General features: G+C 73.7%; 17 protein-coding genes. 10 read left to right on the forward strand and 7 right to left on the reverse strand.

Annotated elements, in window-relative coordinates; genetic code table 11:
- Nucleotides 1–192 precede the first annotated feature (192 nt).
- Nucleotides 193–1,467 carry a mannosyltransferase family protein gene (locus ACZ7DE_RS17680; protein WP_470762138.1) on the reverse strand — a complete coding sequence of 425 codons (1,275 nt, stop codon included), beginning with the start codon at nt 1,465–1,467 and terminating at the stop codon, nt 193–195.
- A 327-nt stretch (nt 1,468–1,794) separates the two neighbouring features.
- Here ACZ7DE_RS17680 and ACZ7DE_RS17685 point away from each other — a divergent pair, with 327 nt between their 5' ends.
- Together ACZ7DE_RS17685 and ACZ7DE_RS17690 are read left to right on the forward strand one after the other, a co-directional pair.
- A complete protein-coding gene (locus ACZ7DE_RS17685; RefSeq protein ID WP_470762140.1) occupies nt 1,795–3,396 on the forward strand; it encodes an MFS transporter in 1,602 nt (533 codons plus the stop codon).
- 145 nt (nt 3,397–3,541) lie between these two features.
- A complete protein-coding gene (locus ACZ7DE_RS17690) occupies nt 3,542–4,732 on the forward strand; it encodes an acyl-CoA dehydrogenase family protein (RefSeq protein ID WP_470762144.1) in 1,191 nt (396 codons plus the stop codon).
- Between the two features lie 37 nt (nt 4,733–4,769).
- Here ACZ7DE_RS17690 and ACZ7DE_RS17695 read toward each other — a convergent pair whose 3' ends face one another.
- Nucleotides 4,770–5,207, reverse strand: coding sequence for a cell division protein SepF (locus ACZ7DE_RS17695; RefSeq protein WP_470762145.1), 438 nt, complete (start codon nt 5,205–5,207; stop codon nt 4,770–4,772).
- 312 nt (nt 5,208–5,519) lie between these two features.
- Between ACZ7DE_RS17695 and ACZ7DE_RS17700 the strand changes: the two genes are divergently transcribed.
- The 8 genes from ACZ7DE_RS17700 to ACZ7DE_RS17735 all read left to right on the forward strand — a co-directional run bounded on the left by ACZ7DE_RS17700 (nt 5,520) and on the right by ACZ7DE_RS17735 (nt 14,699).
- On the forward strand, nt 5,520–6,743 hold the full coding sequence (locus tag ACZ7DE_RS17700) for a DUF5685 family protein (RefSeq protein WP_470762147.1): 1,224 nt from the start codon (nt 5,520–5,522) through the stop codon (nt 6,741–6,743).
- A gap of 123 nt (nt 6,744–6,866) precedes the next feature.
- Nucleotides 6,867–7,466 (forward strand): GTP-binding protein, encoded by a 600-nt coding sequence (locus ACZ7DE_RS17705; protein WP_470762150.1) that lies wholly within the window; start codon nt 6,867–6,869, stop codon nt 7,464–7,466.
- Between the two features lie 349 nt (nt 7,467–7,815).
- A complete protein-coding gene (locus tag ACZ7DE_RS17710; protein ID WP_470762152.1) occupies nt 7,816–9,615 on the forward strand; it encodes an FAD/NAD(P)-binding protein in 1,800 nt (599 codons plus the stop codon).
- A gap of 41 nt (nt 9,616–9,656) precedes the next feature.
- Nucleotides 9,657–10,742 carry an LLM class flavin-dependent oxidoreductase gene (locus tag ACZ7DE_RS17715; protein WP_470762155.1) on the forward strand — a complete coding sequence of 362 codons (1,086 nt, stop codon included), beginning with the start codon at nt 9,657–9,659 and terminating at the stop codon, nt 10,740–10,742.
- Complete coding sequence (locus ACZ7DE_RS17720) at nt 10,739–10,870, forward strand: hypothetical protein (RefSeq protein WP_470762156.1); 132 nt, start codon at nt 10,739–10,741, stop codon at nt 10,868–10,870. Before ACZ7DE_RS17715 ends, ACZ7DE_RS17720 begins: the two co-directional genes overlap by 4 nt.
- Nucleotides 10,867–11,655 (forward strand): DUF1684 domain-containing protein, encoded by a 789-nt coding sequence (locus ACZ7DE_RS17725; protein WP_470762159.1) that lies wholly within the window; start codon nt 10,867–10,869, stop codon nt 11,653–11,655. The genes ACZ7DE_RS17720 and ACZ7DE_RS17725 overlap by 4 nt, the downstream gene beginning before the upstream one ends.
- 226 nt (nt 11,656–11,881) lie before the next feature.
- The gene (locus tag ACZ7DE_RS17730; RefSeq protein WP_470762163.1) at nt 11,882–12,793 is read left to right on the forward strand and encodes a S1 family peptidase; all 912 of its coding nucleotides are present in this window, start codon (nt 11,882–11,884) and stop codon (nt 12,791–12,793) included.
- Nucleotides 12,794–12,968: 175 nt separating this feature from the next.
- Entirely contained in the window at nt 12,969–14,699 is a 1,731-nt protein-coding gene (locus tag ACZ7DE_RS17735; protein ID WP_470762166.1) for a hypothetical protein, read from the forward strand.
- Nucleotides 14,700–14,764: 65 nt separating this feature from the next.
- Here ACZ7DE_RS17735 and ACZ7DE_RS17740 read toward each other — a convergent pair whose 3' ends face one another.
- The 5 genes from ACZ7DE_RS17740 to ACZ7DE_RS17760 form a co-directional block, all read right to left on the reverse strand.
- On the reverse strand, nt 14,765–15,406 hold the full coding sequence (locus ACZ7DE_RS17740; RefSeq protein WP_470762169.1) for a cutinase family protein: 642 nt from the start codon (nt 15,404–15,406) through the stop codon (nt 14,765–14,767).
- A 176-nt stretch (nt 15,407–15,582) separates the two neighbouring features.
- Nucleotides 15,583–16,812, reverse strand: a complete 1,230-nt coding sequence (locus ACZ7DE_RS17745; RefSeq protein ID WP_470762172.1) for a PucR family transcriptional regulator — start codon at nt 16,810–16,812, stop codon at nt 15,583–15,585.
- 122 nt (nt 16,813–16,934) lie between these two features.
- Nucleotides 16,935–17,873, reverse strand: a complete 939-nt coding sequence (locus ACZ7DE_RS17750) for an alpha/beta hydrolase (protein WP_470762173.1) — start codon at nt 17,871–17,873, stop codon at nt 16,935–16,937.
- A 21-nt stretch (nt 17,874–17,894) separates the two neighbouring features.
- The gene (locus ACZ7DE_RS17755) at nt 17,895–21,869 is read right to left on the reverse strand and encodes an acyltransferase domain-containing protein (protein ID WP_470762175.1); all 3,975 of its coding nucleotides are present in this window, start codon (nt 21,867–21,869) and stop codon (nt 17,895–17,897) included.
- Complete coding sequence (locus ACZ7DE_RS17760; protein WP_470762177.1) at nt 21,866–23,866, reverse strand: fatty acyl-AMP ligase; 2,001 nt, start codon at nt 23,864–23,866, stop codon at nt 21,866–21,868. The genes ACZ7DE_RS17755 and ACZ7DE_RS17760 overlap by 4 nt, the downstream gene beginning before the upstream one ends.
- Between the last annotated feature and the right edge of the window lie 4 nt (nt 23,867–23,870).

The raw sequence follows: 23,870 nt of genomic DNA on the forward strand, positions 1-23,870 counted from the left end.
AGCGAGTGAGCTCGAGACCCGGCCGATTCCGCTGGTTTGTGATGACGATGTGATGTGGGATTGCTCTCAGAACGCTGTTTATCCCTGCGGAATCACTAAGCGTCGAACACCGTTTCCTTCAATTCTTTTGATCATCCGAGGGGATGGTTTTAGGTAACCGATGAAAGGCTTCACTGAAAAGCCGGACTTCGATCAGGGGGGACCCGAGCCGTTCAGCCACCACGCCCCGTACACGGCCGACGCCGCCGCCACGCACCCCACCACCAGGACCGACCTGCCGGTCCGCAGCCGGGCCAGCGCCACCGCGAGGGGCAGCAGGAGCGGGAACGCCGGCATCAACAGGCGTGGCTTCGAGCCGAAGTAGCTCGACGCGCACAGGGCGAGCGCGAGGACCACGCCCCCGTACACCAGCAGCGGGAGCGGCTGACCCCGGCGTACGCAGACCACGTACAGCCGGAGCAGCAGGGCGACGCCGACGATCAGTCCGAGCCCGGCGAGGGCGGACGGGAACGACGTGAACTTGTCGGCGACGAAGCGGGCGAAGGTGAAGCCCCCGTCGAAGCCGTTGCGCCAGCCGGCCTGGACGTCGAGATAGCCGAGGGGGCCCCGGCCGGTGCGGTGGCCGACCCACAGAACGTATCCGGCGGCGCCGAGGGGCGCGAGAAGCATGCCGAGGGCGCGCGGCGCGAAGCCGGGCCTCGCGGCGCCCTCCTCGCGCCGGTCCGGAGTCCCCGCCGACGGACGCGGGGCGTGTTCGGGGGCGTGTGCGCCGGACGTGGGCGCTGCGCTGCGGGTTCCCGCGAACGAGACCTCCCTCGCGTCCCCGCGGTCACGGAGGAAGGACGCCGCGCCGGCCGCCCACACCGCCGCGACCACCGCGAGCCCGACGGGACGGGTGAGACCGGACAACGACGCCAGGGCGCCCGCGGTCACCCACCGGCCGGTGAGCACCGCGTACAGCGACCAGGCGGCCAGTGCCGTGAACAGCGACTCGCTGTACGCCATCGACTGCACGATCCCCACGGGCAGGACGGCCCACAGCAGGACCGCGCACACCCCGGCCCGGCGTCCGTGGACGTGGTCGGCGACCGCGAAGACGCCCCAGGCCGCCGCGAGCGAGGCGAGCAGGGACACGACGAAACCGGCGTCCGCGTACGACAGCGGGGTCACCGCGTGCAGGAGCCTCTCCAGCCAGGGCAGCAGCGGGAAGAAGGCGAGGTTGGAATGGACGTCGCCGTTCGGCAGACGGACCTCGTAGCCGTATCCCAGCTCGGCGACCCTGGTGTACCAGAGGGCGTCCCACCGGGCGGTCAGCAGCGTGTACGCGTCCTTGTCGCGGACCGCGCTCCACACGGCGAGGACGAGCAGGCCCAGGCCGCGTACGGCCGCGTACCCCAGGAGGGCGGGGGCCGCCCGGCGCAGGGGCGCGGAGCCGCGGAGCGTCACACGCGTCTCGAGATCGGTCACGGGCCCGATTATCGACGCGGCGGCCGGCGAGGGTGATCGGCGGGCTCTCGGGGGCCGAGGCGCGACGCCGTGTACTCGACCGCGTACGCGCGGATGCACGAAGGGCGGGCAACGGTGTACGCAGAGGCAACACAGTGGCGCACGCCACACGGGTCCTCGTGAACGGTGAGATGTCCGCCACGTGGCCCCGGCGCGAACTCGCGTACGCTGCGTGTCACTCGTGTTCGTCTGCGCGGGCCGGAGATCACCGCTCCTCTCCGGCCGAGCCGCGGGGCTTCCCCACCCCGTGAGCCCGCCGAACCGGGGGATCACCTGGGAGGTACGTTCATGTCCGGGACGACCACGGCCGCCGCTGGGCTGCGCCGTAGGGCGGCCGGGGCCGGTGCCAACCGCTGGGTCGTCCTGGTGGTGCTGTGCGTCAGCCTGTTGCTGGTCGCCGTCGACGCGACCGTGCTGCACGTGGCGGTGCCCGCCGTCACCGAGGACCTGCGGCCCGGCGCCATCGAGCTGCTCTGGATCGTCGACACCTATCCACTGGTCTGCGCCTCGCTGCTGATCCTCTTCGGCACGCTCGGCGACAAGGTGGGGCGCAGACGGGTCCTGCTGCTCGGCTACGCCCTGTTCGGCGTCGCCTCCGCGATGGCGGCGTTCGCCGGGAGCGCGCAGACGCTGATCGTGGCGCGCGCGCTCCTCGGGGTGGGCGGCGCGATGATCATGCCGGCGACGCTGTCGATCCTGCGGCAGGTGTTCCCGGACCGGCGCGAGAGGGCGCTGGCGATAGGCATCTGGAGCGCGGTGGCGGCGGTGGGCGCCGCGATCGGCCCGCTGCTCGGCGGTTTCCTCCTCGAACACTTCTGGTGGGGCTCGGTCTTCCTCGTCAACATTCCGTTGATGCTGGTCAGCCTCCCGGTGGGACGGCTGCTGCTGCCCGAGTCGCGGGGCGCGGGAGACGGGCCCTGGGACGTGGTCGGCGCGCTGATGGCGGCGGCGGGGCTGTTCGGCGTCGTGCTGGGCGTGAAGCGGCTGGGCGGCGGGGAGCTGGGTCCGTTCACCGTGGTGCCGCTGGCGGTGGGCGCGGTCCTGATCGTCTTCTTCGTACGACGTCAGCGACGGCGGGCGCACCCCCTGGTGGACCTGGGGATGTTCGCGCGGCCGGCGTTCAGCACGTCGGTGGGATGCATCGTGCTGGCGATGCTGGCGCTGGTCGGTCTCGAACTGATCGCGGCGCAGTACCTGCAGCTGGTGCTGGGTCTGTCCCCGCTGGAGACGGGCCTGCGACTGCTGCCGCTGACCTTCGCCGCGATGGCGGCGGGGCTGGCCGGGGCACGGCTGCTGCGGGGGTTCGGGCCGCGGCGGATGGTCTGCGGGGGGTTCGTTCTCACCGCGCTGGCGGTGCTGGTGCTGACCGCGATGGGCGGGTCGGACAACGCGGGACTGCTGCTCTTCGGGTTCGTACTGCTCGGGTTCGGCCTGGAGACGACGCTCTTCGCGGCGTACGAGTCGATGCTGAGCGAGGCCCCGCCGGAGCAGGCGGGCGGGGCGGCGGCGATCGGGGAGACGTCGTACCAGTTGGGGGCGGGGATCGGGATCGCGCTCCTCGGGAGCGTGATGAACGCTGCGTACACTCCTGGGCTGTCCTCCGTGCCCGGGGTGCCGGGGTCCGCGTCGGCGGCCGCGGGGCATTCGCTGGGCGAGGCCTACGAGGTGGCCGGGCAGCTGGGCGGGCCGGCCGGGGTGGCGCTGCGGCGGGTCGCGAAGGAGAGCTTCGTGCACGGTCTGCACGTCACGCTGCTGGTGAGCGCGGGGTTGTTGCTGCTGGGCGCGGTGATGGCGTTGCGGTTGCCGCGCGTCATGCAGTGCGAGGCGCCTCCGGCGGGGGTGGAGCTCCCCGCACCCAGGGAAGTCGCGGAGTCCCGCGTCTCGGCATGAGCCACCCACCCACGCACCAGGCCGCAGGCGGCTCGTGGGTGGCGTTGTGGGCGGTGTACTGGACGTGGGGGGTGTGGGGTCGTAACGTCGGGCGGGATATTTTGGTTAGCGGTGCTAGTTTTTGGTTCCTGCCGGAGGCTGTCGTATGTCCGCGTCCTCGAAGTTGCCCCCCTTCGACCCCGCCGATCCGCTCGGGATCGACGACCTGCTGGAGCCGGAGGATCTCGCGATCCGTGACACCGTCCGCGGCTGGGCGGCGGACCGGGTGCTGCCGTACGTCGCCGAGTGGTACGAGCGCGGGGAGCTGCCGGTCATCCGGGAGCTGGCCCGGGAGCTCGGCGGGATCGGCGCGCTCGGGATGTCCCTGGAGGGGTACGGGTGCGCGGGCGCCGGCGCCGTGCAGTACGGGCTCGCGTGCCTCGAACTCGAAGCCGCCGACTCCGGGATCCGGTCGCTCGTCTCCGTCCAGGGGTCCTTGGCCATGTACGCCGTCCACCGGTTCGGCTCCGAGGAGCAGAAGCAGCAGTGGCTGCCCCGCATGGCCGCCGGTGAGGTCATCGGGTGCTTCGGCCTCACCGAGCCCGACCACGGGTCCGACCCCGCGGGCATGCGGACGTACGCCAAGCGGGACGGCTCGGACTGGGTGCTCGACGGGCGCAAGATGTGGATCACCAACGGGTCGGTCGCCGGCGTCGCCGTCGTGTGGGCGCAGACGGAGGAAGGGATCCGGGGCTTCCTCGTCCCGGCGGGCAGTCCCGGCTTCTCCGCCCCCGAGATCAAGCACAAGTGGTCTCTGCGCGCCAGTGTGACCAGCGAACTCGTGCTCGACGACGTGCGGTTGCCCGCCGACGCCGTGCTGCCCGAGGTCACCGGACTGCGTGGTCCGCTCAGCTGTCTGTCCCACGCGCGCTACGGGATCGTCTGGGGCGCGATGGGCGCGGCGCGGTCGTGCTTCGAGACCGCTGTCGAGTACTCCAGGACGCGGGAGCAGTTCGGGCGGCCCATCGGAGGGTTCCAGCTCACCCAGGCCAAGCTCGCCGACATGGCGGTCGAACTGCACAAGGGGATCCTGCTCGCCCACCATCTGGGGCGGCGCATGGACGCCGGCCGCCTGCGTCCCGAGCAGGTCAGCTTCGGCAAGCTCAACAACGTGCGGGAGGCGATCGAGATCTGCCGGACCGCGCGCACCGTCCTCGGCGCCAACGGGATCTCCCTCGAATACCCCGTCATGCGGCACGCGACCAACCTCGAGTCGGTCCTCACCTACGAGGGCACCGTCGAGATGCACCAGCTCGTGCTGGGCAAGGCACTCACCGGGCTCGACGCCTTCCGCTGACCCCCGGAGGGGGGCAGGGCCGGCGAGCGGCCCTGCCTCAGCTCTGGTTGAAGAAACCGTCCGCCCGATGCGCGGACGGGTCCCCGTTCACGATCTCCGTGTTGGCGGGGGTCAGCAGGAACACCCGGGTGGACACCCGCTCGATCGAGCCCCGCAGGCCGAAGATCAGCCCCGCCGCGAAGTCGACCACGCGCTTGGCGTCGGCGGCCTCCATGGCGGTGAGGTTCATGATGACCGGCACGCCCTCGCGGAACAGTTCGCCGATCGCCCGCGCGTCCCGGAAGCTGTCCGGGGTGACGGTGCCGATCCGGCGGCCCTTCTCCTCGGCCGTGTCCGCCGCCACCTTCACGCGGGGGTCGGTGACCCAGGCGTCTCCGGAGTCGGTCCCCTCGGAATAGTCGTCGTCGTAGTAACGCTCGTCATCGTTGTCGTCGACGAGGCCAAGCCAGGCACTCGCCTTGCGCACCGATCCCATGGACGCCTCCTCTCACAGCGGTCTTTCTGCTTTCCGCATTCCCCATGGTCGTCCATGATGCGGATGTCGCGCCAAGTGGATAGACGCCGCGCGGGGGGTTTGTGACGGTACTGGTGCACAGCGAATACGTCGAGAGCCCGCGTCTCCCAAGGGTCGTATCGCATACGGCTGCTGACTGTGAGTGAAATATGATTCTTCGTGGCGGACGGGTGACGGACGGTGCGTCCGGGTGAACCGAGTGCCCCCGATCCGGCGTGACAATCAGTCGATAGCATGCCGCAGCTCAATGTCCCAAGGACGACGGGGGTTGTCGTGTTCGGAATCGTCAGGCCGTGCAGTCACCGGCTCGGAGAGGGTCTCAAGACCCAGTGGATGGCGCACCTGTGCGGGCTGTGCCTCGCGCTGCGCGGTGATCACGGGCAGTTCGCGCGGGTCGTCACCAACTACGACGGGCTGCTGATATCGGTTCTGACGGAGGCTCAGGCCGAGCGGACCGCCGCCGGCGGCCGGCGGCGCACGGCGGGACCGTGCCCGCTCCGCGGAATGCGCACCGCCTCCGTCGCGCAGGGCGAGGGCGCACGGCTCGCGGCGGCCGTCTCGCTGGTGCTCGCCTCCGCCAAGGTGCGCGACCACGTCGCCGACGGGGACGGGATGCTGGCGCGGCGGCCGGTCGCCGTCGCCGCGCGCAGGGTCGCCGCGAGCTGGGGGCGGGCCGGGGAACGGAGCGGAGCCGCCGTCGGATTCGACACCGCCGTCCTCGTCGACGCCGTCGACCGGCAGGTCGGCATCGAGGCCCTCGCCGGGCCGGGCACCTCACTGCTGACCGTCACCGAGCCGACCGAGACCGCAACGGCCGCCGCCTTCGCGCACACAGCGGTTCTGGCGGGCCGGCCCGGCAACGCCGCGCCGCTCGCCGAGGCCGGCCGCCTCTTCGGACGGCTGGCGCATCTGCTGGACGCGGTCGAGGACCAGGCAGCGGACGCGGCGGCCGGCGCCTGGAACCCGCTGACGGCCACGCACACCCCGCTCGCCGAGGCCCGCAGGCTCGCCGACGACGCCCTGCACGGCATCCGGCTGGCCCTGAAGGACGTCGAGTTCGAGGAGGGCAGGCTGGCGCATCTGCTGCTCGCGCACGAGCTGGGACGCTCGGTGGACCGGGCGTTCGGGACGCAGTCGTGCGGACACGCGCATGGACCGCAGGACGCGTTCGGGCCGCCGACCGGCCCCTACGCCCCGCAGAACCCGGCGGATCCGCACGCCCCGAACGCACCCGGCAACCCGTACGGCAACCCCTACGGGGGCGAGCCGCCCCGCCCCGGGAAGCGGGGCTTCCTGGCCGGCTGCGCGGTCGCGCTCGGCCTGTGCTGCACCTGCAAGGTCTGCTGCGCCGACGAGTTCGAAGGGCCCTGGTCGCGGAAGAAGCGCGAGGGCCTCTGCAACGACTGCGGCGACTGTGGCAGCTGTGACTGCAGTTGCTGCGACTGCTGTGACGGCTGCTCGTGCTGTGAGTGCTGCGCCTGCGACTGCTCGTGCTGACGGGACGTCACGTGCCGTGTGTGCGCGCTCATCGTCCGTGGCGGACGCCGGGACGGTGAGCGCCGGGCGTCCCCGGGACGTATCTCCCGCCAAGGACGCGGATGCTCGAAAGGACCACGGACCATGCCCGGGCGCTCTGACCAGACCGTGCCGCTCGCCGTGAAGATCGTCGTGAGCGGAGGGCTCGGGGTGGGCAAGACCACCTTCATCGCGGCCGTCTCCGAGATCGAACCGCTCGACACGGAGGCGGCGATCACCCAGGTGTCGGTGGGGGTCGACTCGCTCGAGGGCGTGGAGTCCAAGACGAAGACCACCGTCGCGCTCGACTTCGGGCGGATCAGGCTCGACCCGGCCATCGCGCTGTACCTGTTCGGCACGCCCGGCCAGGACCGCTTCTCCTTTCTGTGGGACGACCTGGTGGAGGGCGCGCTGGGGACGGTCGTCCTCGCGGACACCCGGCGCATCGAGGAGTGCTTCCCCGCCCTCGACTACTTCGAGGCCCAGGGCGCGCCGTTCGTCCTCGCCGTCAACCGCTTCGACGGGGCCGAACGGTTCGAACTGGACCAGGTCAGGGAGGCGTTGGGGCTCGGTGCGGACGTTCCCGTGCTGGAGTGCGACGCGCGGGAGCGGGGGTCGGTCCGGGATGTGCTGGGCGCCCTGATGGACCGGGTGATCGGGGTGCGGGCGGCGCCCGAGCGCCGGGCCGCGGTGGCACGAGGATGAGGAAAGGCGAGGGGAGGGTGCGTGGGTGAAGACGGAACTGGCGAGGGAGGAACGCGCAGGGGACGCCCGGAAACCGGGCGCGCAGGGGGTCAGCTCAACAGGAACAGGACCACACTCGACCGAAGTCGATGTGGGAGCGGGTGACCAGCCACTGCTGCGGATGCATGGGCCAAGTGGAACAGGTCCCCGGTTGGTCGTCAACTGATCCGAGACGTAGCGCTCACAGTTCGGACAGCCTTGACAGTGAGGGGAAACACCCCCGTACTCTCGCTGCACGGCCCTGCTGAGGGGCTCGGCCGTGTCTCCAGCCGTGTGGTGAAGGCGCCCACCCGTGTCACGGAGCCTTCGCATGCCTTCCGAGCCCCTTGCCCCACCCCCGGCCGAACCCCCGGCGAGACGGTCTCTCGTGATCGTCGGGGCCGGTCCGCGCGGGACCGGTCTCATCGAGCGGATTGCCGCCAACGCTCCTGAGCTGTACGCCGGTTCAGGGCTCGACATCCATCTCGTCGACCCGCATCCGCCGGGCGCCGGACGCATCTGGCGGGCCGCCCAGTCGCCGCTGCTGTGGATGAACTCGCACGCCGAGGACGTCACCATGTTCACCGACGACACGGTGCAGATGGCCGGACCCGTGCGGCCCGGGCCCACCCTGCACGAGTGGGCCGGCCTCGACGGTCGCGTCTTCGCCGACCGGCAGATCCAGGGCGCCTATCTGCGCTGGGTGCACGAGCAGGCCGTCGCCGCGCTGCCCCCGGAGATCACCGTCCACCACCACCCACGGCGCGCCCTGCGGGTGGACGGCTCGCGCGAGGAGCGCCAGCAGGTGTGGCTGGAGGGCCGGCCCCGGCCCCTGGCCGCCGACCTCGTGGTCCTCGCCCTCGGCCATCTCGACGCCGAACTCGACGAGGAGCAGAGCGCGTTGGCCGCGTACGCCCGCGAGCACGGGCTCGTCCACCTCCCGCCGGACTTCACCGCCGACAGCGACCTGTCCGCGCTCCGGGCGGGCGAACCCGTCCTGGTGCGCGGCTTCGGGCTCGCCTTCGTCGACCTGATGGTGCTGCTCACCGAGGGGCGCGGCGGACGGTACGAGGGGGACGTCTACGTGCCGTCGGGCCGCGAGCCGGTGCTGTACGTCGGCTCGCGCCGCGGGGTGCCGTACCACTCGAAGATCGGCTACGACTGGACCGGCGAACGGCCGCCGCTGCCCCGCTTCCTGGGGCCCGCCGAGATCGACGAACTGCTGGCGCGGCCCGGGGGCTTCGACTTCCGGCGGGACGTGTGGCCGCTGGTGGAGAAGGAGCTGGGCTTCGCCCACTACCACCGGCTGTTCACGGTCCACGCCGAGCGGACCGCGATCGCCTGGACCGACTTCGAGGAGAAGTACGCGGCCGCGGCCGAGGGGGCCGAGCGTGAGGCGCTGGTGGCCTCCGCCGTGCCCGATCCGCGGGACCGGCTCGACCTGGCCGCACTGGACCGCCCGCTGGACGGGATCGCCTACGGGTCCTTCGAACAGTTCCAGGAAGGGCTGCGCACCTACGTCGAGGACGACCTGAGCCGCCGTCACGACGCCTCCCACAGCCCCGACCTGGCCGTCTTCCTCGCTCTGCTGTCCGTCTACGGGCAACTGGTCAGGCTCGGGGACATCGGTTCCGGGTGGCACGGTTTCTTCAGCTACCTCGCCTCCGGGCCGCCCGGCCCCCGGCTGCGGCAGCTGCTCGCGCTGTCCCGGGCCGGGGTGGTGAAGTTCGTCGGCGCGGGCATGACCGTGCGCGCCGAGGACGGCGTGTTCCGGGCGTCCGGCGCGACCGTGCCGGGCTTCTCCGTCGAGGCGCGGGCGCTGGTGGAGGCCCGGCTGCCGGAGCCGACGCTGCGCCGCGCCCTCGATCCGCTGCTGCGCGGGCTGCACGCCGACGGCGCCGGCGAGACCCCGGACGGGCTGCTGCGGGTGGACCGCGCGGACGGGCGGGTGCTGGACCGGTCCGGCCGGCCGCATCCCCGGCGCTTCGCGCTCGGGCCGCACACCGACGGACGTACCCCGGGCGCGTTCACCCGGCCGCGCACGGGCGGCCCCGCGTTCCGGCAGAACGACGCCGCAGCGCGCTCCGCCCTGGTGTTCCTGCGGGACCTGGGCGTCGACGCCGTCGGCTGAACCGACTCCACCTCGAAGCGCCACAGAAAGGGTTCTTCACCATGACCTCATCGCCCGGCCGGGGGATGCTGCACCTGGCCGCCGCCGTCGACCAGCCCGGTGTGCGCGACGCCGGCCCGTACGTCGAACTGGCGCGGCTCGCCGAACGCGGCGGGCTCGACTTCGTCACCCTGGACGACGCCGTCACCCACCCGGACGCCGTCGCCCGCCCCGGACCCGACGCGCCGGCCGTCCTGTCCCGGGTGGCGTCGGCCACGCGGCGCGTCGGACTGGTGCCCACGCTCGCCGACCCCGAGCCGTTCCGCGTTCGGGCGGCGATCGCCGAGCTCGACCGGGTCAGCCGGGGCCGGGCCGGCTTGCGCGTCGACGTCTTCACCGCCGAGGAGGAGACCCGGCTGTTCGGCCGTCGGCCCGCCGCTGTCCCGGACGCGCTATGGCAGGAGGCCGGTGAAGTCGCCGACGCGGCGGCGAGGTCGGGAAGCGGCCGCGAGGACGACGCCGGGACGCGGGAGCCGCGCAACGGCCACCGCACCGACCGGGACAGGCTGCATCCCGTCGGCTTCAGCGGCTCCGCCCTCCCGGGACAGGGGTCCTCCGGCGCGCCCGGACCCCGGCAGGGCCGCCCCGTGCGGGTGATCGACGCCGCCGAGGGGCACGCCCGGTCGGTCGCCGCCCGTCACGCCGACGTGGCTCTCGTCCGCGCCGTGAGCGCCGCGCAGGCCAGTGCCGCCAGGGACCGGCTGCGGTCCGAAGCCGCCGGAGCCGGGCGCGACCCGAACTCCCTGCGGGTCCTGGCGAGTCTGCTCATCGACCTCGGCGACGGCGAGCACGCCGCCGACCCCGGCCACGGCGGAGGCGGCCCCCGGCAGAGCGCGCGGGGCCCGCTCTACCGGGGCGGCCCCGTCGACCTCGCCGACCTCGTCGCCACCTGGCGTCGGGAAGGAGCCGTCGACGGTTTCCACCTCACCCCCGTGGAACCGCGCCGGGACCTGGAGCGCCTGGTCAACGGCACGGTGGCGCTCCTTCAGCACCGGGGCCTGTTCCGCACCTTCTATCCGGGCAGCACCCTGCGCGAGCACCTGGGCCTGACCCGGCCCGCCGACCGGTACGCGGGGGGAGTGGCATGACGACCGGCAGAGACGCCGAGTACGCCGAGAACGCCGAGAACGCCGAGAACGCCGAGAACGCCGAGAACCCGGAGAACCCGGAGAACCCGGAGAACCCGGAGAACGACGAGAGGAACCGACCGACATGACGACGGATGCGCATGCGGCAGACGCCTGGAAGCGCTGGCACGAGCGCCGGGTCGAGACGGTCGCGGCACCCTACGGGCCGCTCGCGCTCACCGGCACCCGGTGGCTCGAGGACCATCCGGAGGGTCGACTTCCGGACACCCCAGGGGTGTGGGTGGCCGAAGAGGACGCCGTGGTGCTCACCGCGACCGGCTCCGACGGGCTGACCGTGGACGGAGAGCAGTTCACCGGGCGGATACGGCTCGGCGCCGACCCCGGCCCGGTGAGCGCGGCCCGGGTCGCGCACGGCGAGCGGCGGCTGGTCGTGCTGGTCCGCGAAGGCGTCTGGGGCGTGCGCGACTTCGACCCCGCCTCCGAGGCGCGTCGCCGGTTCGCCGGCATCGAGGCCACGGCGTACGACCCGCGCTGGTCGGTGCCGGGGCGCTTCACCCCGTACGGCGAGGACCGCACCGTACGGGTGCCGAACGCCGACGGGCGCGAGCGGGGTCTCGCACTCGGCGGGGAACTGGCGGTCGTCCTCGACGGCCTGGAGCTCACGCTCCAGGCCGGTGTGCAGGGCGACGGCTCGCTGTGGGTTGTCTTCGCCGACTCCACCAGTGGGGTGAGCAGCTATCGCTTCCGGTTCCTGTACTCCGGCGCACCGGACGCGGACGGACGCACCACGGTGGACTTCAACCGTGCCGTACTGCCTCCGTGCGCCTTTGCCGACGCTTTCATCTGTCCCTTCCCGCCGCCGGGGAACACATGGGACGTGGCGGTCGAGGCAGGGGAGCGCAACCTGGTCTGAGCTGGGGCAAGAGGGCTGCAAGAGGGATCGACTCACGCAGTTCGTTCACCGTTGGACGGCCGAAAGGCGCCCTTGCGCCTACCGGCCGTTCGGCCGAATACTCCCCCTCAGCGCTTGTCAGGGTCACGACGTGTCCGAAATCCGGACGAACGTCGGTCCTGGCTGCGCCTCACGGGCCTCGACCCCACACGACGGGCCCCCGACTTCCCCTGGGAGGGAACGAAACGTGAGGATCAAGCGCACCACCCCCACCACCCCCATGAGCGGTATCTCGAGACGGACCCGGCTGACCGCCGTGGCCACCGGACTCGTGGCCGCGGCCGCCATCGCGATCCCCAACGCGAGCGCGGCGGACAACACCACCTTCAGCGCCGCCGAACTCAAGAGCGCCGGCGCCTCGGTGCTCAAGGCGGACGTCCCGGGCACCGCCTGGGCGGTCGACAGCAAGACCAACCGACTCGTGGTCACCGTCGACAGCACGGTCTCGGACTCCGAGATCGCCAAGATCAAGGAGCAGGCGGGCGGCAACGCCGGCGCCCTCACGATCAAGCACACCCCGGGCAAGTTCAACAAGCTCATCGCGGGCGGCGACGCCATCTACGGCGGCGGCTACCGCTGCTCGCTCGGCTTCAACGTCCGCAGCGGCAGCACCTACTACTTCCTCACCGCCGGCCACTGCGGCGAGGTCGCGTCGACCTGGTACTCCAACTCCGGGCAGACGACGACCCTGGGCACGAACGTCAGCTACAGCTTCCCGACCAACGACTACGCGCTGGTCCGGTACACCAACACCTCGGTCACCAAGTCCGGCACCGCGGGCAACACGGACATCACCAGCGCGGGCACGCCCAGCGTCGGCGCCACCGTCTACCGCGACGGCTCGACCACCGGCATCCACAGCGGCCGGGTGACGGCCCTGAACGCGACCGTCAACTACGGCGGCGGCGATGTCGTCTACGGCATGATCCAGACCACCGTCTGCGCCGAGGGCGGTGACTCCGGCGGTGCGCTGTACTCGACCAGCGGCGTCGCCTACGGTCTGACCTCCGGCGGCAGCGGCAACTGCAGTTCCGGCGGCACCACCTTCTTCCAGCCGGTGGTGGAGGCCCTGAACGCCTACGGCGTCAGCGTCTTCTAGTCCGCCTCCGGTCGGTCCCGCAGCATCGTCGGCGGGCCCCCGCACGCGAACCGTCGTGCGGGGGCCCGCTGCCGTCGGGCGCCCGTTCGTCCGGCTCTGACAAAAGCGCGGACGACTGCTGAGTTCTTGTGAGCACTGCCCGACCGACCGCTCCACCCGGCCCTACGGTCCGGCTATGAAACCGAGTCGCAGCACGGGAAGTTCCGCGAAAGCCCTGCGCAGTGCCGCGCTCGCGGTGCTGCTGACCGCCGGCGCCCTCACCGCGGCCGCCCCGAACGCCCAGGGGCAGAACGCCAGGACCGAGACGCCCGTGACGTCGTCGAGTCCGGTCGCCGGGGTGACCGAGTCGGCGGTACGGGTGAAGGCGCCGCTGCCGGCCTCCTTCGGAGCGCGCCCGGCGGCGTGCGACTGGCTGTCGTACCTGCGCTACCGCTCGTCCGACGGCCCCGCGGCCTCGGCGGACGCCGACCGGATCCTCGTCGCCCAGCCGGGCATCCTGGAGGGCGCCGGAGCGTTCGACAGCGTCGCCCGCAACACCGTGGCCCGCGCCGCCGAACAGGGCCTGCACATCGAGTTCTGGGCCCTGGACCGGCGCTCCAACTGCCTGGAGGACCACACCGGCATCGACTCCCGCGACCAGCACGCCGCCGTCGACTACTACTACCGCGGCAGGCAGGTCGGCGGGCGCACCTTCGCCGGGTTCGCCGGCAACGAGCGGCTGGGCTGGATGGCGAGGCTCGGCATCGAGCAGACCGTCCGCGACCAGTACGACCTGCTCGTCGCCGAACTGCCCGACCAGGGCCTGCGGGCGCGCAAGGTGCTGTGCGGCGGCCACTCGCTCGGCGGAGTCGTCACCGGGTACTTCGTGACCGCCGACTTCGACGGCGACCGCGCCACCACCGCCGACGCCGGCTACCGGCAGTGCGCCGGCTACTTCGCCCTCGACACCACCGTCTCCACCTCGCTGGCCGACCTCAGCGGCAGCATCCCGGACGACACCGACCTGCCCGACGTCGGCCTCGGCTACGGCGTCGTCCAGGCCGGGCTCGACAGCGGAGTGCTGCCGCGCTCGCTGTCCGCGCCGGTGCTGCTCAACCCCGAGACCATGACCCTGCTGGCCATCGCGGGCCTCGGCGCGATGCGGGATCCGGGCGGCGAGGCAGACCTGCCGGCCTACCTTCCGTCCGGCGTCAACATCGAGGCCACCAACCGCTTCCTGTTCTCCAGGGACGCAGCCGCCTTCCTCACCGGCTCCCCGGCGGTGAAGGACTTCCGGCTCACCAACGCGGCGGTGCTCGGAGCGCTGATGGACGACAACTCCGTGCCGCTGGCGTTCCTGCAGAGCAGCGTCGGCTTCTTCGACGGCGGCCCGGTCGCCGACAAGAGCTTCCCCGTCGCCAACGGCGGCGACCGGCAGCCGGATCTGTTCGGCACCGCGTACAAGGCCATCCCGGACCGGCCGCACGGGCCGCTGTACACCTGGCGCGACTACGACCGCGTCGGCGACCCCGACGACCCTGGGTACCGGTCCGCCGACGGCACGCCGTTCACCGGCGCCGACAAGGAGGTCACCGACCTGCGGGAGCTGGCCCGCAGCCTCGCCGAACAGCCGCTGGACTTCACCGAGCAGTACTTCCCGACCAAGCTCGTCACCGATCTGGAACTGGCCGGTTCGCCACAGGTGGAGCGGCTCGTCGCGCACCCGGAGGGGCTCAGCGCCAAACCGGTGCTCACCGTGCTCGCGGGCGACGGACTGCTGGCCGGCCGGATCCCGGCCGACCTGCATCCTCTGGTCGCCGACGGCTACCAGCACCTCGACGTGCTGACCGCGGCGCCCGTGCAGAACAACGGCCGGCCCGAGCCCGTCTCGACCGGCCTCACCGCGTTCGCCCGCGACCCCCGGTAGCCGCACCGCACAGCGGAGGGGCCCGGGAGGATGTCCTCCCGGGCCCTTCATCGTGGGGCGGAGTCTCAGACCTTGCTCGCGGCGAAGACGGCCGCCGCGTCCGCGTTCGCGGTGTAGCCGAGGTGGGCCAGCACGTCACCGCCGCCGTTCTGGCAGATGGGGTCGCCCTGGGCGCAGAAGTCGACGGTGCGGCTCTGGTACGTGCCGGTGACGCTCTTGCCGAGGGCCCGGATCGGATTGCCGAACAGCAGCACGGCCGCCACCCGCGGTTCGAGAGCGGCGGGGATCGTGGCGACGATGGGGCTGCCGACCACCGCGCCGGCGCTGCTGATGCCGATGGAGTTGTCGACGACGTTCGCGCCCTGTGAATAACCGACGAGGACGAACCGCTGATTCGGGCAGGCGGCCGCCTGGTTCCTGACGTGGTTCACCAGATCCGCATTGCCCTGCGCGGCCGAGGTGAGGGAAAGGTCCGCGGGATAGTTCACCTTGTAGCTGGACAGGTTTTTGCCCGTCAGTTTCCTCTGCAGAGAGGAATAGACCGGGTCGCCGACGATCAGGCCGAGCGTGCCCGGCTCGAACGTGCCGCGAGCGGCCACGACGTCGATGTCCGAGCAGGCGGCGGCCGACGCCGCGGGCGCCGTGAGGCCGGCCAGTCCGGCCCCGCCGAGCAGCGATAGAGCGGCGAGGCACAAGCGAATACGCATGGGGATCCTTTGCGGGTGGGGCGCGGTGAAGCGCCTGGGGGAAAGGACATCCCGAACGTATTCGCTTTTCCTGGCCGATCGTTATGGACGGGAATTCAGAAACTCCCGGCTTTTTGTTGCCTTGATGAGTGCGGACACCGGCGTCCTTACGAGCGCCGACACGAGCGGAGAATCACCTATGGGGCGCATTCGCCGCGGCCCCGCAGCTCCTCGGCGCGCAGAGCCAGGATGAGGTCCAGCCGGGCGCCGGGATCGTGCAGCGCGTCGCCGAACAGTTTCTCCAGCTGGCGCAGGCGGTAGCGGACCGTCTGCGGGTGGACGTGCAGCCGGGTGGCGACGTCGGGCACGTTGCTGCCGCCGAGCAGCCAGGCCAGCAGCGTCTCGGCGAGCCGGGGACGCTGCCCCTCGGAGACCGCGTCGAGCGGCGCGAGCACCTTCGCCTGCACCTGGGCGAGCAGCGGCTCGTCGCCGTGCAGCAGCAGCGTCGACAGATGGTCGGCGCACCGCACCACGCCCTGCCCGGGCAGCACCCCACGGCCCATCAGCCCCAGCGCCCGGGTGGCCCAGCGCAGCGACCGGGCGGCCTCGGTGAGCGGCACCGTCGGGCCGATCGCCGCCGGACGGCCGCGCAGCGCGAGGGCGAACGCCCGCCCGCCGAAGCGGCCGGAACCGTCCGGGTCGGGCACCAGCATCCGGGGCGGCCGCGACTCCATGTCCACCAGCGCCCCGGCGGCGGCCAGCGGCCGGTCCTCCTCGCGGTGCTCCGGGACGGCCGCGAGCGCGACGACCGCGACCTGCCGGGGCACCGACCACCGGGCGCCGTGCGCCAGGTCCTGGACGGCCTCCAGGGCGACCGGGCCGTCGCCGAGCAGCAGCTCGAGCAGCCGCCTCCGGCGGCGTTCCAGCTCGTCCGTGCTGTGCAGCCGGGCCTCGGCGTAGCCGGCCGCGGCCGCCTCCGCCACCTCGTGGACGGTCCGGAACGCCAGTTCGCCCAGGGCCGCCACCACCGCGGAGTCCAGCCCGAGTTCCTCCGCGGTGCGGCCCATCAGCCGCCAGGCGTGCAGTCCCCCGACGCGCAGCGCGGACTGCAGCGCGTCCAGACTGCGGCCCTCCAGGGCCTCGCCCCGGCCGAGTTCGTAGTACGTCGCCGCGATCGCGTCCCCCCGGCCGCGCGGGTCGGCGATGTGGTCGACGAAGAGGGTGAGGGCCTGCACGACCCCCGCCCTGAGGTGCGCGCGCTGGGTTCCGTCGGCCGGCCGCGCGTACTCCGGGACCTGACCGCGCACCTCCTCCTCCACCTCGTCGGCGACGGCCTCGAGCTGAGCGCGCAGCAGCTCGGCCAGGTCGGGCGGCACAGGGGAGGCTCCGAGGCCCTGCGGCACGCCCTGCGGGGTGGGGGAAGCCACGGCGGACACTCCTTTCACCCGGAGACGGCTCACCCGCGGGCCGTTGCCCGTGGGACGAGGAGACAGTCCCGTGTTGGACGGACGTCCCCTGCGCTCCGTTCCGTGCCCCGGCGCCGCGGGCGTCACTCCGGCACCCCCAGCGCACGGGCGAGCATCGGCCACGAGGCGGCGAACTCCCGCTTCCAGTACGTCCAGCTGTGTCCTCCTCCCGCGTAGTAGTGGGTGGTGACCGGGATGCCGAGCAGCGCGAGCGTGTCGGTGAAGCCGTGGGCGGAGAGCCACAGGGCGCTCTCCAGCGCCTCGGGCAGCCAGTCGCCGCTGCCGCCCGCCACACCGCTGCCGCTGGAGACGTAGAGGCCGGTCCCGCGCAGCCCCGCCGCCCGGGCGCGCGGGTTGAAGTCGCGCCAGGTGAGCAGGTTCAGCACCGGGCTGCCCCACAGGGCGCGGGGCAGCAGGCCCTCACGGGCGACGATGGCGTCCACGATCGGCGGCACCCCCGGCGCCGTGGTGTCGAGGATGCCGCTGTAGGAGGCCGCCGCGGCGAACCGGCCGGGGTGACGGGCCGCGTGCGCCATCGCCCCGTAGCCGCCGGTGGAGACCCCGGCGACGGCCCGCACGCCGGAGGCCCGGTAGGCGCGGGCGAGCAGCGCGGGAACCTCCTCGACCTGGAAGGTCTCGTAGTCGGGACCGTCGCGCCAGCCTGTGGGAATGCCGGTGGGGCCCGCGTCCGGGATCGCCACGATCAGGTCCCGGCCCTCGGTGAAGGCCTCGATGTCGGTCTCCCGGGTCCAGGACGTGTAGTCGTCGTGGGCGCCGTGCAGCAGATACAGCACGGGGTAGGTGCGCCCGGGGCGGGAGTCGAAGTCCGACGGCAGGATCAGCCGGAGCGGCGCGCTGCGGCCGAGCGCGACGGAGGGCACGGACACGTCCAGGGTGCGCGGTCCGAGCCGGGTCACGGCCTGGGCCGTGGCGGCCCCGGCGCCGAACAGCGCGGTCAGACCGGCGGCGGCCGCGGCCCTGCCGAGGGCGCGTCGGGACACTCCGGTGGTGGGGTGGGACATGGGGGCTCCTCGTCGTCCGGTTCAGCGGCTCTGCTCGGCGAGCGCGCGCCGCAGATGGGCGGCGAGCTCGTCGACGTGCGGGGGATCGAGCAGCGACAGATGGTGTCCCGCGACCGGTACGACCGTCAGACGCGGGCACACCTCGTCCCAGCCCAGCGCCTCGTCGTCCCGTTCGTAGGCGGGGTCGCGCACGGTGTGCGGGGCGGGCTCGGCGGCCCGGTACAGGACCACCGGCCCTTCGTAGGGCCCCGGCCGGTGGGCCTCGCCGATCCTCAGGTCCAGGTAGGAGGAGCGCTGGTGCTCCAGCGCGGCGGCCGGCACGTCGGCCGCCGCGCGCAGGGCCCGCAGCACGGCGTCGATGCGGTCGCCGTCGTCGTCCGTCGCGACGAGCTCGTCGTACGGCAGCTCCAGCCGGACCCCGTAGGCGTCGGCGACGTGCCGGGCGAAGCCGGTGAAGTGGGCGCGGATCCGGTCCGCGGGGGTCACGCCGGGCAGGGCGAGGGGGCGTACGGAGTCCAGGAGCGCCACCAGTTCCACGTCCCGACCGGCCGAGGTGAGCTGCCGCGCGGTCTCCTGGGCGAGGAAGCCGCCGAAGGACCAACCGCCCAGCGCACACGGTCCGCCGGGGTGCACGGCGGTGATCGTCTCGGCGTAGCGGCGCGCCTTCTCGGTCACCGTGCGGGCCTGTTCGACGCGCTCCAGCCCGTACACCGGCCGATCGCCCCCGAGCCGGTCGACGAGCGCCCGGTAGACGTCGGTCGTGCCGCCGGCGGCGTGCAGGAGGAAGAGCGGGGCCCGTGCGCCGCCGGCGTGCAGGGTCCGCAGCGGGGAGTCCGGCGCCCGGGCGGAGAGCGTCCGCCGGATGTGCTCGGCGGCCTCCTCGACGGTGCCCGCGCCGAGCAGACCGCGCAACGGCAGGCCGATCCCGAACTCGCGCTCGAGGGCGGTGCGGATGCGGACGGCCATCAGGGAGTCCAGGCCCAGGTCGGCCACGGCGGCGGCGGGCGCGATGCGGGCCGCCGGGTGGCCGGTGACCGCGGCGATGTGGTGGCGCAGCCGGCCGGTGACGGAGGTGTCCTCGGGGGCCGCCGTCGCCTCGGCCCGCGTCGTCGCGACCGCCGCACGCCCGTCCGTCCACCAGTGCCGCACGTGCCGCCAGCGCGGTGCGGGCACGTCGACGACCCGCCCCGGCGGCAGCGGCAGCCGCCCGCCGGCGGCGTACAGGGCGCCCACCTGCGTGAGGAACGCGGCGAAGTCGTCGGCGTCCCGTCGCAGCGTGCTGAGCGCGAGGGCGCCGGGCGCGGTGCCGGCGACGGCCCGGGTCAGCACCGGGTGGGGCGAGATCTCGACGAAGGCGGTGTGGCCGTCGGCCGCGGCGGCCGCCACCGCCCGGTCCAGGCGCACGGGCCGCCGCAGGTTCGCCGCCCAGTGCGCGGCGTCGAACACCACGTCGCCGCGCGGGTCGTCCAGGACGGTGGAGTACACCGGGACCCGCGGCCGCCCGCCGCGGACGTCTGCCAGTGCCTCGGTCAACTCCGGCAGAAGCGGGTCGACCTGGGGGGAGTGCCCGGCGCCGACGACCGGCAGGGCGCGGGCGGCCCGGCCCTGCCGCTCCAGCCGCCGCACGAGCCGGGCGACGGCCGTCTCCTCGCCGGTGACGACCTTCTGCCCGGGCGAGGAGTGCACGGCGACCTGCACGCCGGGGAACTCCTCGGCCAGAGCGTCGAGTTCGCCGTCGTCGAGGTCGACGACGGCCATGGCGCCGCCGCGCAGCCCGCCGAGCAGCCGGGCCCGCACGGCGACGACCCGGGCCGCGTCCGACACGTCCAGCGCGCCCGCGCACACCGCGGCCGCCACCTCGCCCAGCGAATGCCCGATGACGGCGGCGGGCTCGACGCCCTGGGCGCGCCACAGTTCGGCGAGCGCCAACTGCATGCCGAACAGAACGGGTTGGACGGCCTCCACCCGGTCGAGAGCGGCGCCGGACGCCAACTGCTCGTACAGGGAAACACCGCACTGCGGGGCCAGGAGGTCGTCGAGCTTCTCCACGGCCGCGGCGAAGACTGGCTCCTCGGCCAGCAGACGACGCCCCATGCCCGCCCACTGGCTGCCGTACCCGGAGAAGACCCACACCGGCCCGCGACCGACGAGCCGGCGGTCGTCGGCGACGACCCGGGGGTGGGGCCGGTCCCGCGCCAACGCGTCCAGCGCGTCGACGAGTTCCCCGCGGTCGCGGGCGGTGACGGCGACCCGCACGCGGCCGCGCCCGGTCCGTCCGGCGAGCGTGCGCGCCACGTCGCCGGGGTGCGCCGCACCCCCCTCCGGCGTACGCAGCCACTCGGCCAGCCGGGCCGCCGTGTCGCGGACGCGGGCGGTGTCGTGGTCGGAGAGGAGGTGGAGACGGGCAGCCGGTTCCGCGGCGGGAGGCGCCGGCGGGACGGCGGGGCGCCATTCCTCCAGCACCGCATGGGCGTTGGTGCCGCCGAAACCGAACCCGGAGACTCCGGCGGTGGCCGTCCCGCCGTAGCGGGGCCACGGCTCCGGCTCGGTCACCACCCGCAGCGGCCCGTCGTCCAGGGCGCTGCCCCGTGCGCAGTGCAGGGAGGGCGGAACGAGGCCGTGGTGCAGCGCGAGCACCGTCTTCACCAGCCCGGCGACGCCCGCGGCGGACTCCAGATGACCGAGGTTGCCCTTGACCGAGCCCAGCAGCAGCGGCTGGTCGGCGGCACGGCCCGCACCGAGCACGGCGCCCAGCGCGCCCGCCTCGATCGGATCGCCGAGCGGTGTGCCGGTGCCGTGCGCCTCGACGTGGTCGATGTGCGCCGGGTCGAGCCCGGCCCGTGCGTAGGCCGTGGCCAACAGGGCTTGCTGGGCTGCGGGGTTGGGCGCCAGCAGACCGCCGGAGCGGCCGTCGGAGTTGACGGCGGTGGCGCGGATGACGGCGAGGACGCGGTCGCCGTCGCGTTCGGCGTCGGACAGCCGCTTCAGCAGCACGGCCGCGCAGCCCTCGCCGCGTCCGATGCCGTCGGCCGCCGCGGAGAACGGCTTGCAGCGTCCGTCCGGCGCGAGGGCGCCGGCCCGCCGGAACGCGACGGTGACGGTGGGGGAGAGCAGCACGTTGACCCCGGCGGCGATCGCCGTGTCCACCTCGCCGGTGCGCAGACTGACGCAGGCGTGGTGCACGGCGACCAGCGAGGACGAGCAGGCGGTGTCGACGGCCATGCTCGGCCCCCGCGTGTCCAGCACGTACGCCACGCGCCCCGCGGTCACGCTCAACGCCCCGCCGGCCGGCGCCCAGGGGTCCACGGCGGCCGGGTCGGCGCCGGTCAGCGAGCCGTACTCGGGCGCGGAGACGCCCACGAAGACGCCGGTGGCGGTGCCGGCGAGGGACGCGGCGGGAACGGCCGCGTGGTCGAGGGTCTCGTGGACGACCTCCAGCAGGATCCGCTGCTGCGGGTCCATCACCGCGGCCTCGCGCGGGGTGACGTGGAAGAAGTCCGCGTCGAACCCGGCGACGTCGTCGAGGTAGCCGCCGTGGCGCGGCGCCTCGGCGGGCGGGAAGGCGGTGAAGTCGCGCCACCGGTCCTCCGGGACCCGCCGGATCGCGTCGACGCCCTCGCTCAGCAGCCGCCAGTAGTCCCCCGGCCCATGCACGCCCCCGGGCAGCCGGCAGCCGACCCCGACGACCGCGACGGGCTCACCGGGCAACCCCGGCGCGACCGGGAGCGGGGCCGGGGGAGCGGTCCGCTCCGCCGCGCCACCGCACAGGTGCGCCACCAGGGCGTCGCCGGTGGGCGCCTCCCACAGCAGCGTCGCCGGCAGGTCCCGCCCTGTGGCCGCGGAGAGTTCCCCGGCCAGGACCACCGCGTCCCGTGAGGACATGCCGAGGTCCGCCAGCGGCCGGTCCATCGGGACCTCCGCGGCGGGCGTGCCGTTCCAGGAGGCCGCCCGTCCGGCGATCAGCCGGCGCAGCGCCCCCTCGTCGACGGCGCTCATCGCGCCGTCCCCGTCGGGTAGGCGCCCGCCAGATACCGCTCGCGGGTCAGCACCCGCGACACCTTGCCGCTCGACGTGCGGGGCACGGCGCCCGGCGGCACGAGCACGACGTCGGCGAGCCGCAGCCCGTGCCGGGCGGACACGGCCGCCCGTACCGCGCGCACCAGGGCCGGCACGTCGATCTCGGCGAGGCCCGTGGTCCGTACGTGCTCGGCGACGACGGCAGCCCGCTCGCCCTCGGGACCCGGCACGGCGAAGGCGGCGAGCCGGTCGCGCCGCACGGCCGGGTGCGCCTCCTGGACGGTCGCCTCCACGTCCTGCGGATAGTGGTTGCGGCCGTCGACGACGATGAGGTCCTTCAACCGGCCGGTGACGACCAACTGCCCGTCCAGGACCGTCCCCAGGTCACCGGTACGCAGCCAGCCGCCGACACCCTGCACGCCGGCCGCCGCGCCGGCCGTCGTGCGGGCCGTGGTGCGGGCCGTGGTGTCGGTCGTCGTGCCGGTCGTCGCGCTGGACGTGGTGTCGGCCGTCGTGCCGGTCGTCGTGCCGGTCGTCGTGCCGGTCGTCGTGCTGGACATCGTGCTGGACGTGGTGTCGGCCGCCGCGCCGAGCGCCGCGCCGACCGTCGTGTCGGCCGCCGCACTGGCCGTCGTGCGGGCCGTCGCGCCGCCCGTCGTGCCAGTCGGCGGGTCGGCGAGGGCTGCGTCGAAGACGCGGCGGGTCAGCCGGTCCTGGTTCCGGTAGCCGCGGCCGACGTTGGGGCCCCGCACCCAGATCTCCCCGACCTCCCCCTCCGGCAGGGCGGTGCGGGACACCGGGTCGGCGATGCGGACCTGCTGGCCGGCCGGGGTGCCGCAGCCGGCCAGCAGCACGGCCGTGGGGTCGTCGGGCCGCGCGGCCAGGGCCTTTCCGGCGGCCAGGGCGTCGCGGTCGAGCGCGAACCGGCGCAGCGGCTCCCGGGGCCGGTCGGCGCTGACGAAGACGGTGGCCTCGGCGAGCCCGTACGACGGGCAGTGGGTCTCCGGCGCGAGTCCCTGAGCGGCGAAGGCGGCGTGGAAGGCGTCGGCCGTGCCGGGCCGGACCGGTTCGCTGCCGTTGATCAGCGCGGCGACCCGGTCCAGCCGCAGCTCCGCCTTCTGCCCGTCGGTGACGGCCGAGGCGCAGTAGTCGTAGGCGAAGTTGGGCGCCGCGCTCACCGCCCGCGGATACGCGGCGAGCAGCCGCAGCCAGCGCGCGGGCTCGTGCAGGAACGCGACCGGGTCCATGAGCACCGACAGCACCCCCCGCACGACCGGGGCGGCGACGCTCAGCACCAGCCCCATGTCGTGGTACAGCGGCAGCCACCCCACACAGGTCACCGGCCGGTCGTCGGCTCCGTAGGCGGTCAGTGCCTGCCGGGCGTTGGCGACGACGTTGGCGTGCGTGACCTCCACGCCCGCCGGGGTCCGGGTCGATCCGGAGGTGTACTGCAGGTAGGCGACGTCGGCGTCGTCCACGGTGACCGGTCGCCGGTCCCCGGCGGCGGAGTCGGGCACCAGGTCGGCGGCGAGGATCGTCACCGCGGCGTCCGCGCAGAACTCCCGGACCTCGTCGAGGGCGCCGCTCGTCGTGACGACGACCGCCGGAGCCGCGTCGGCGAGAACGGCCGAGAGGCGGTCGCCGTGCCCGGGCAGCCCCGGCGGATACAGCGGTACGGCGACCAGCCCGGCGGCGAGGGCGCCGAGGAACGCGGTGACGTACTCCGTGCCCTGCGGGCACAGCAGCGCCACCCGCGCTCCGGGCCCGGCCTCCTCGGCGAGCCGGCCGGCCAGGGCCCGCACCCGAAGGTCCAGGCGACGCCAGGTCAGGGTGCGGTGGACGCCCCGCGCGGTCGCCGCGGGGTGGTCGACGAAGGTGAACGCCCGGCGGTCGGGGGCGGTCTCGGCCCAGTGCCGCACATACTCCGGCAGGCTCCGGCGCACGGGCGCGAGCGGGGGGCGGGGGGTGTCCGTCACGGAT

This window comes from Streptomyces sp. NPDC037083 (assembly GCF_055606485.1).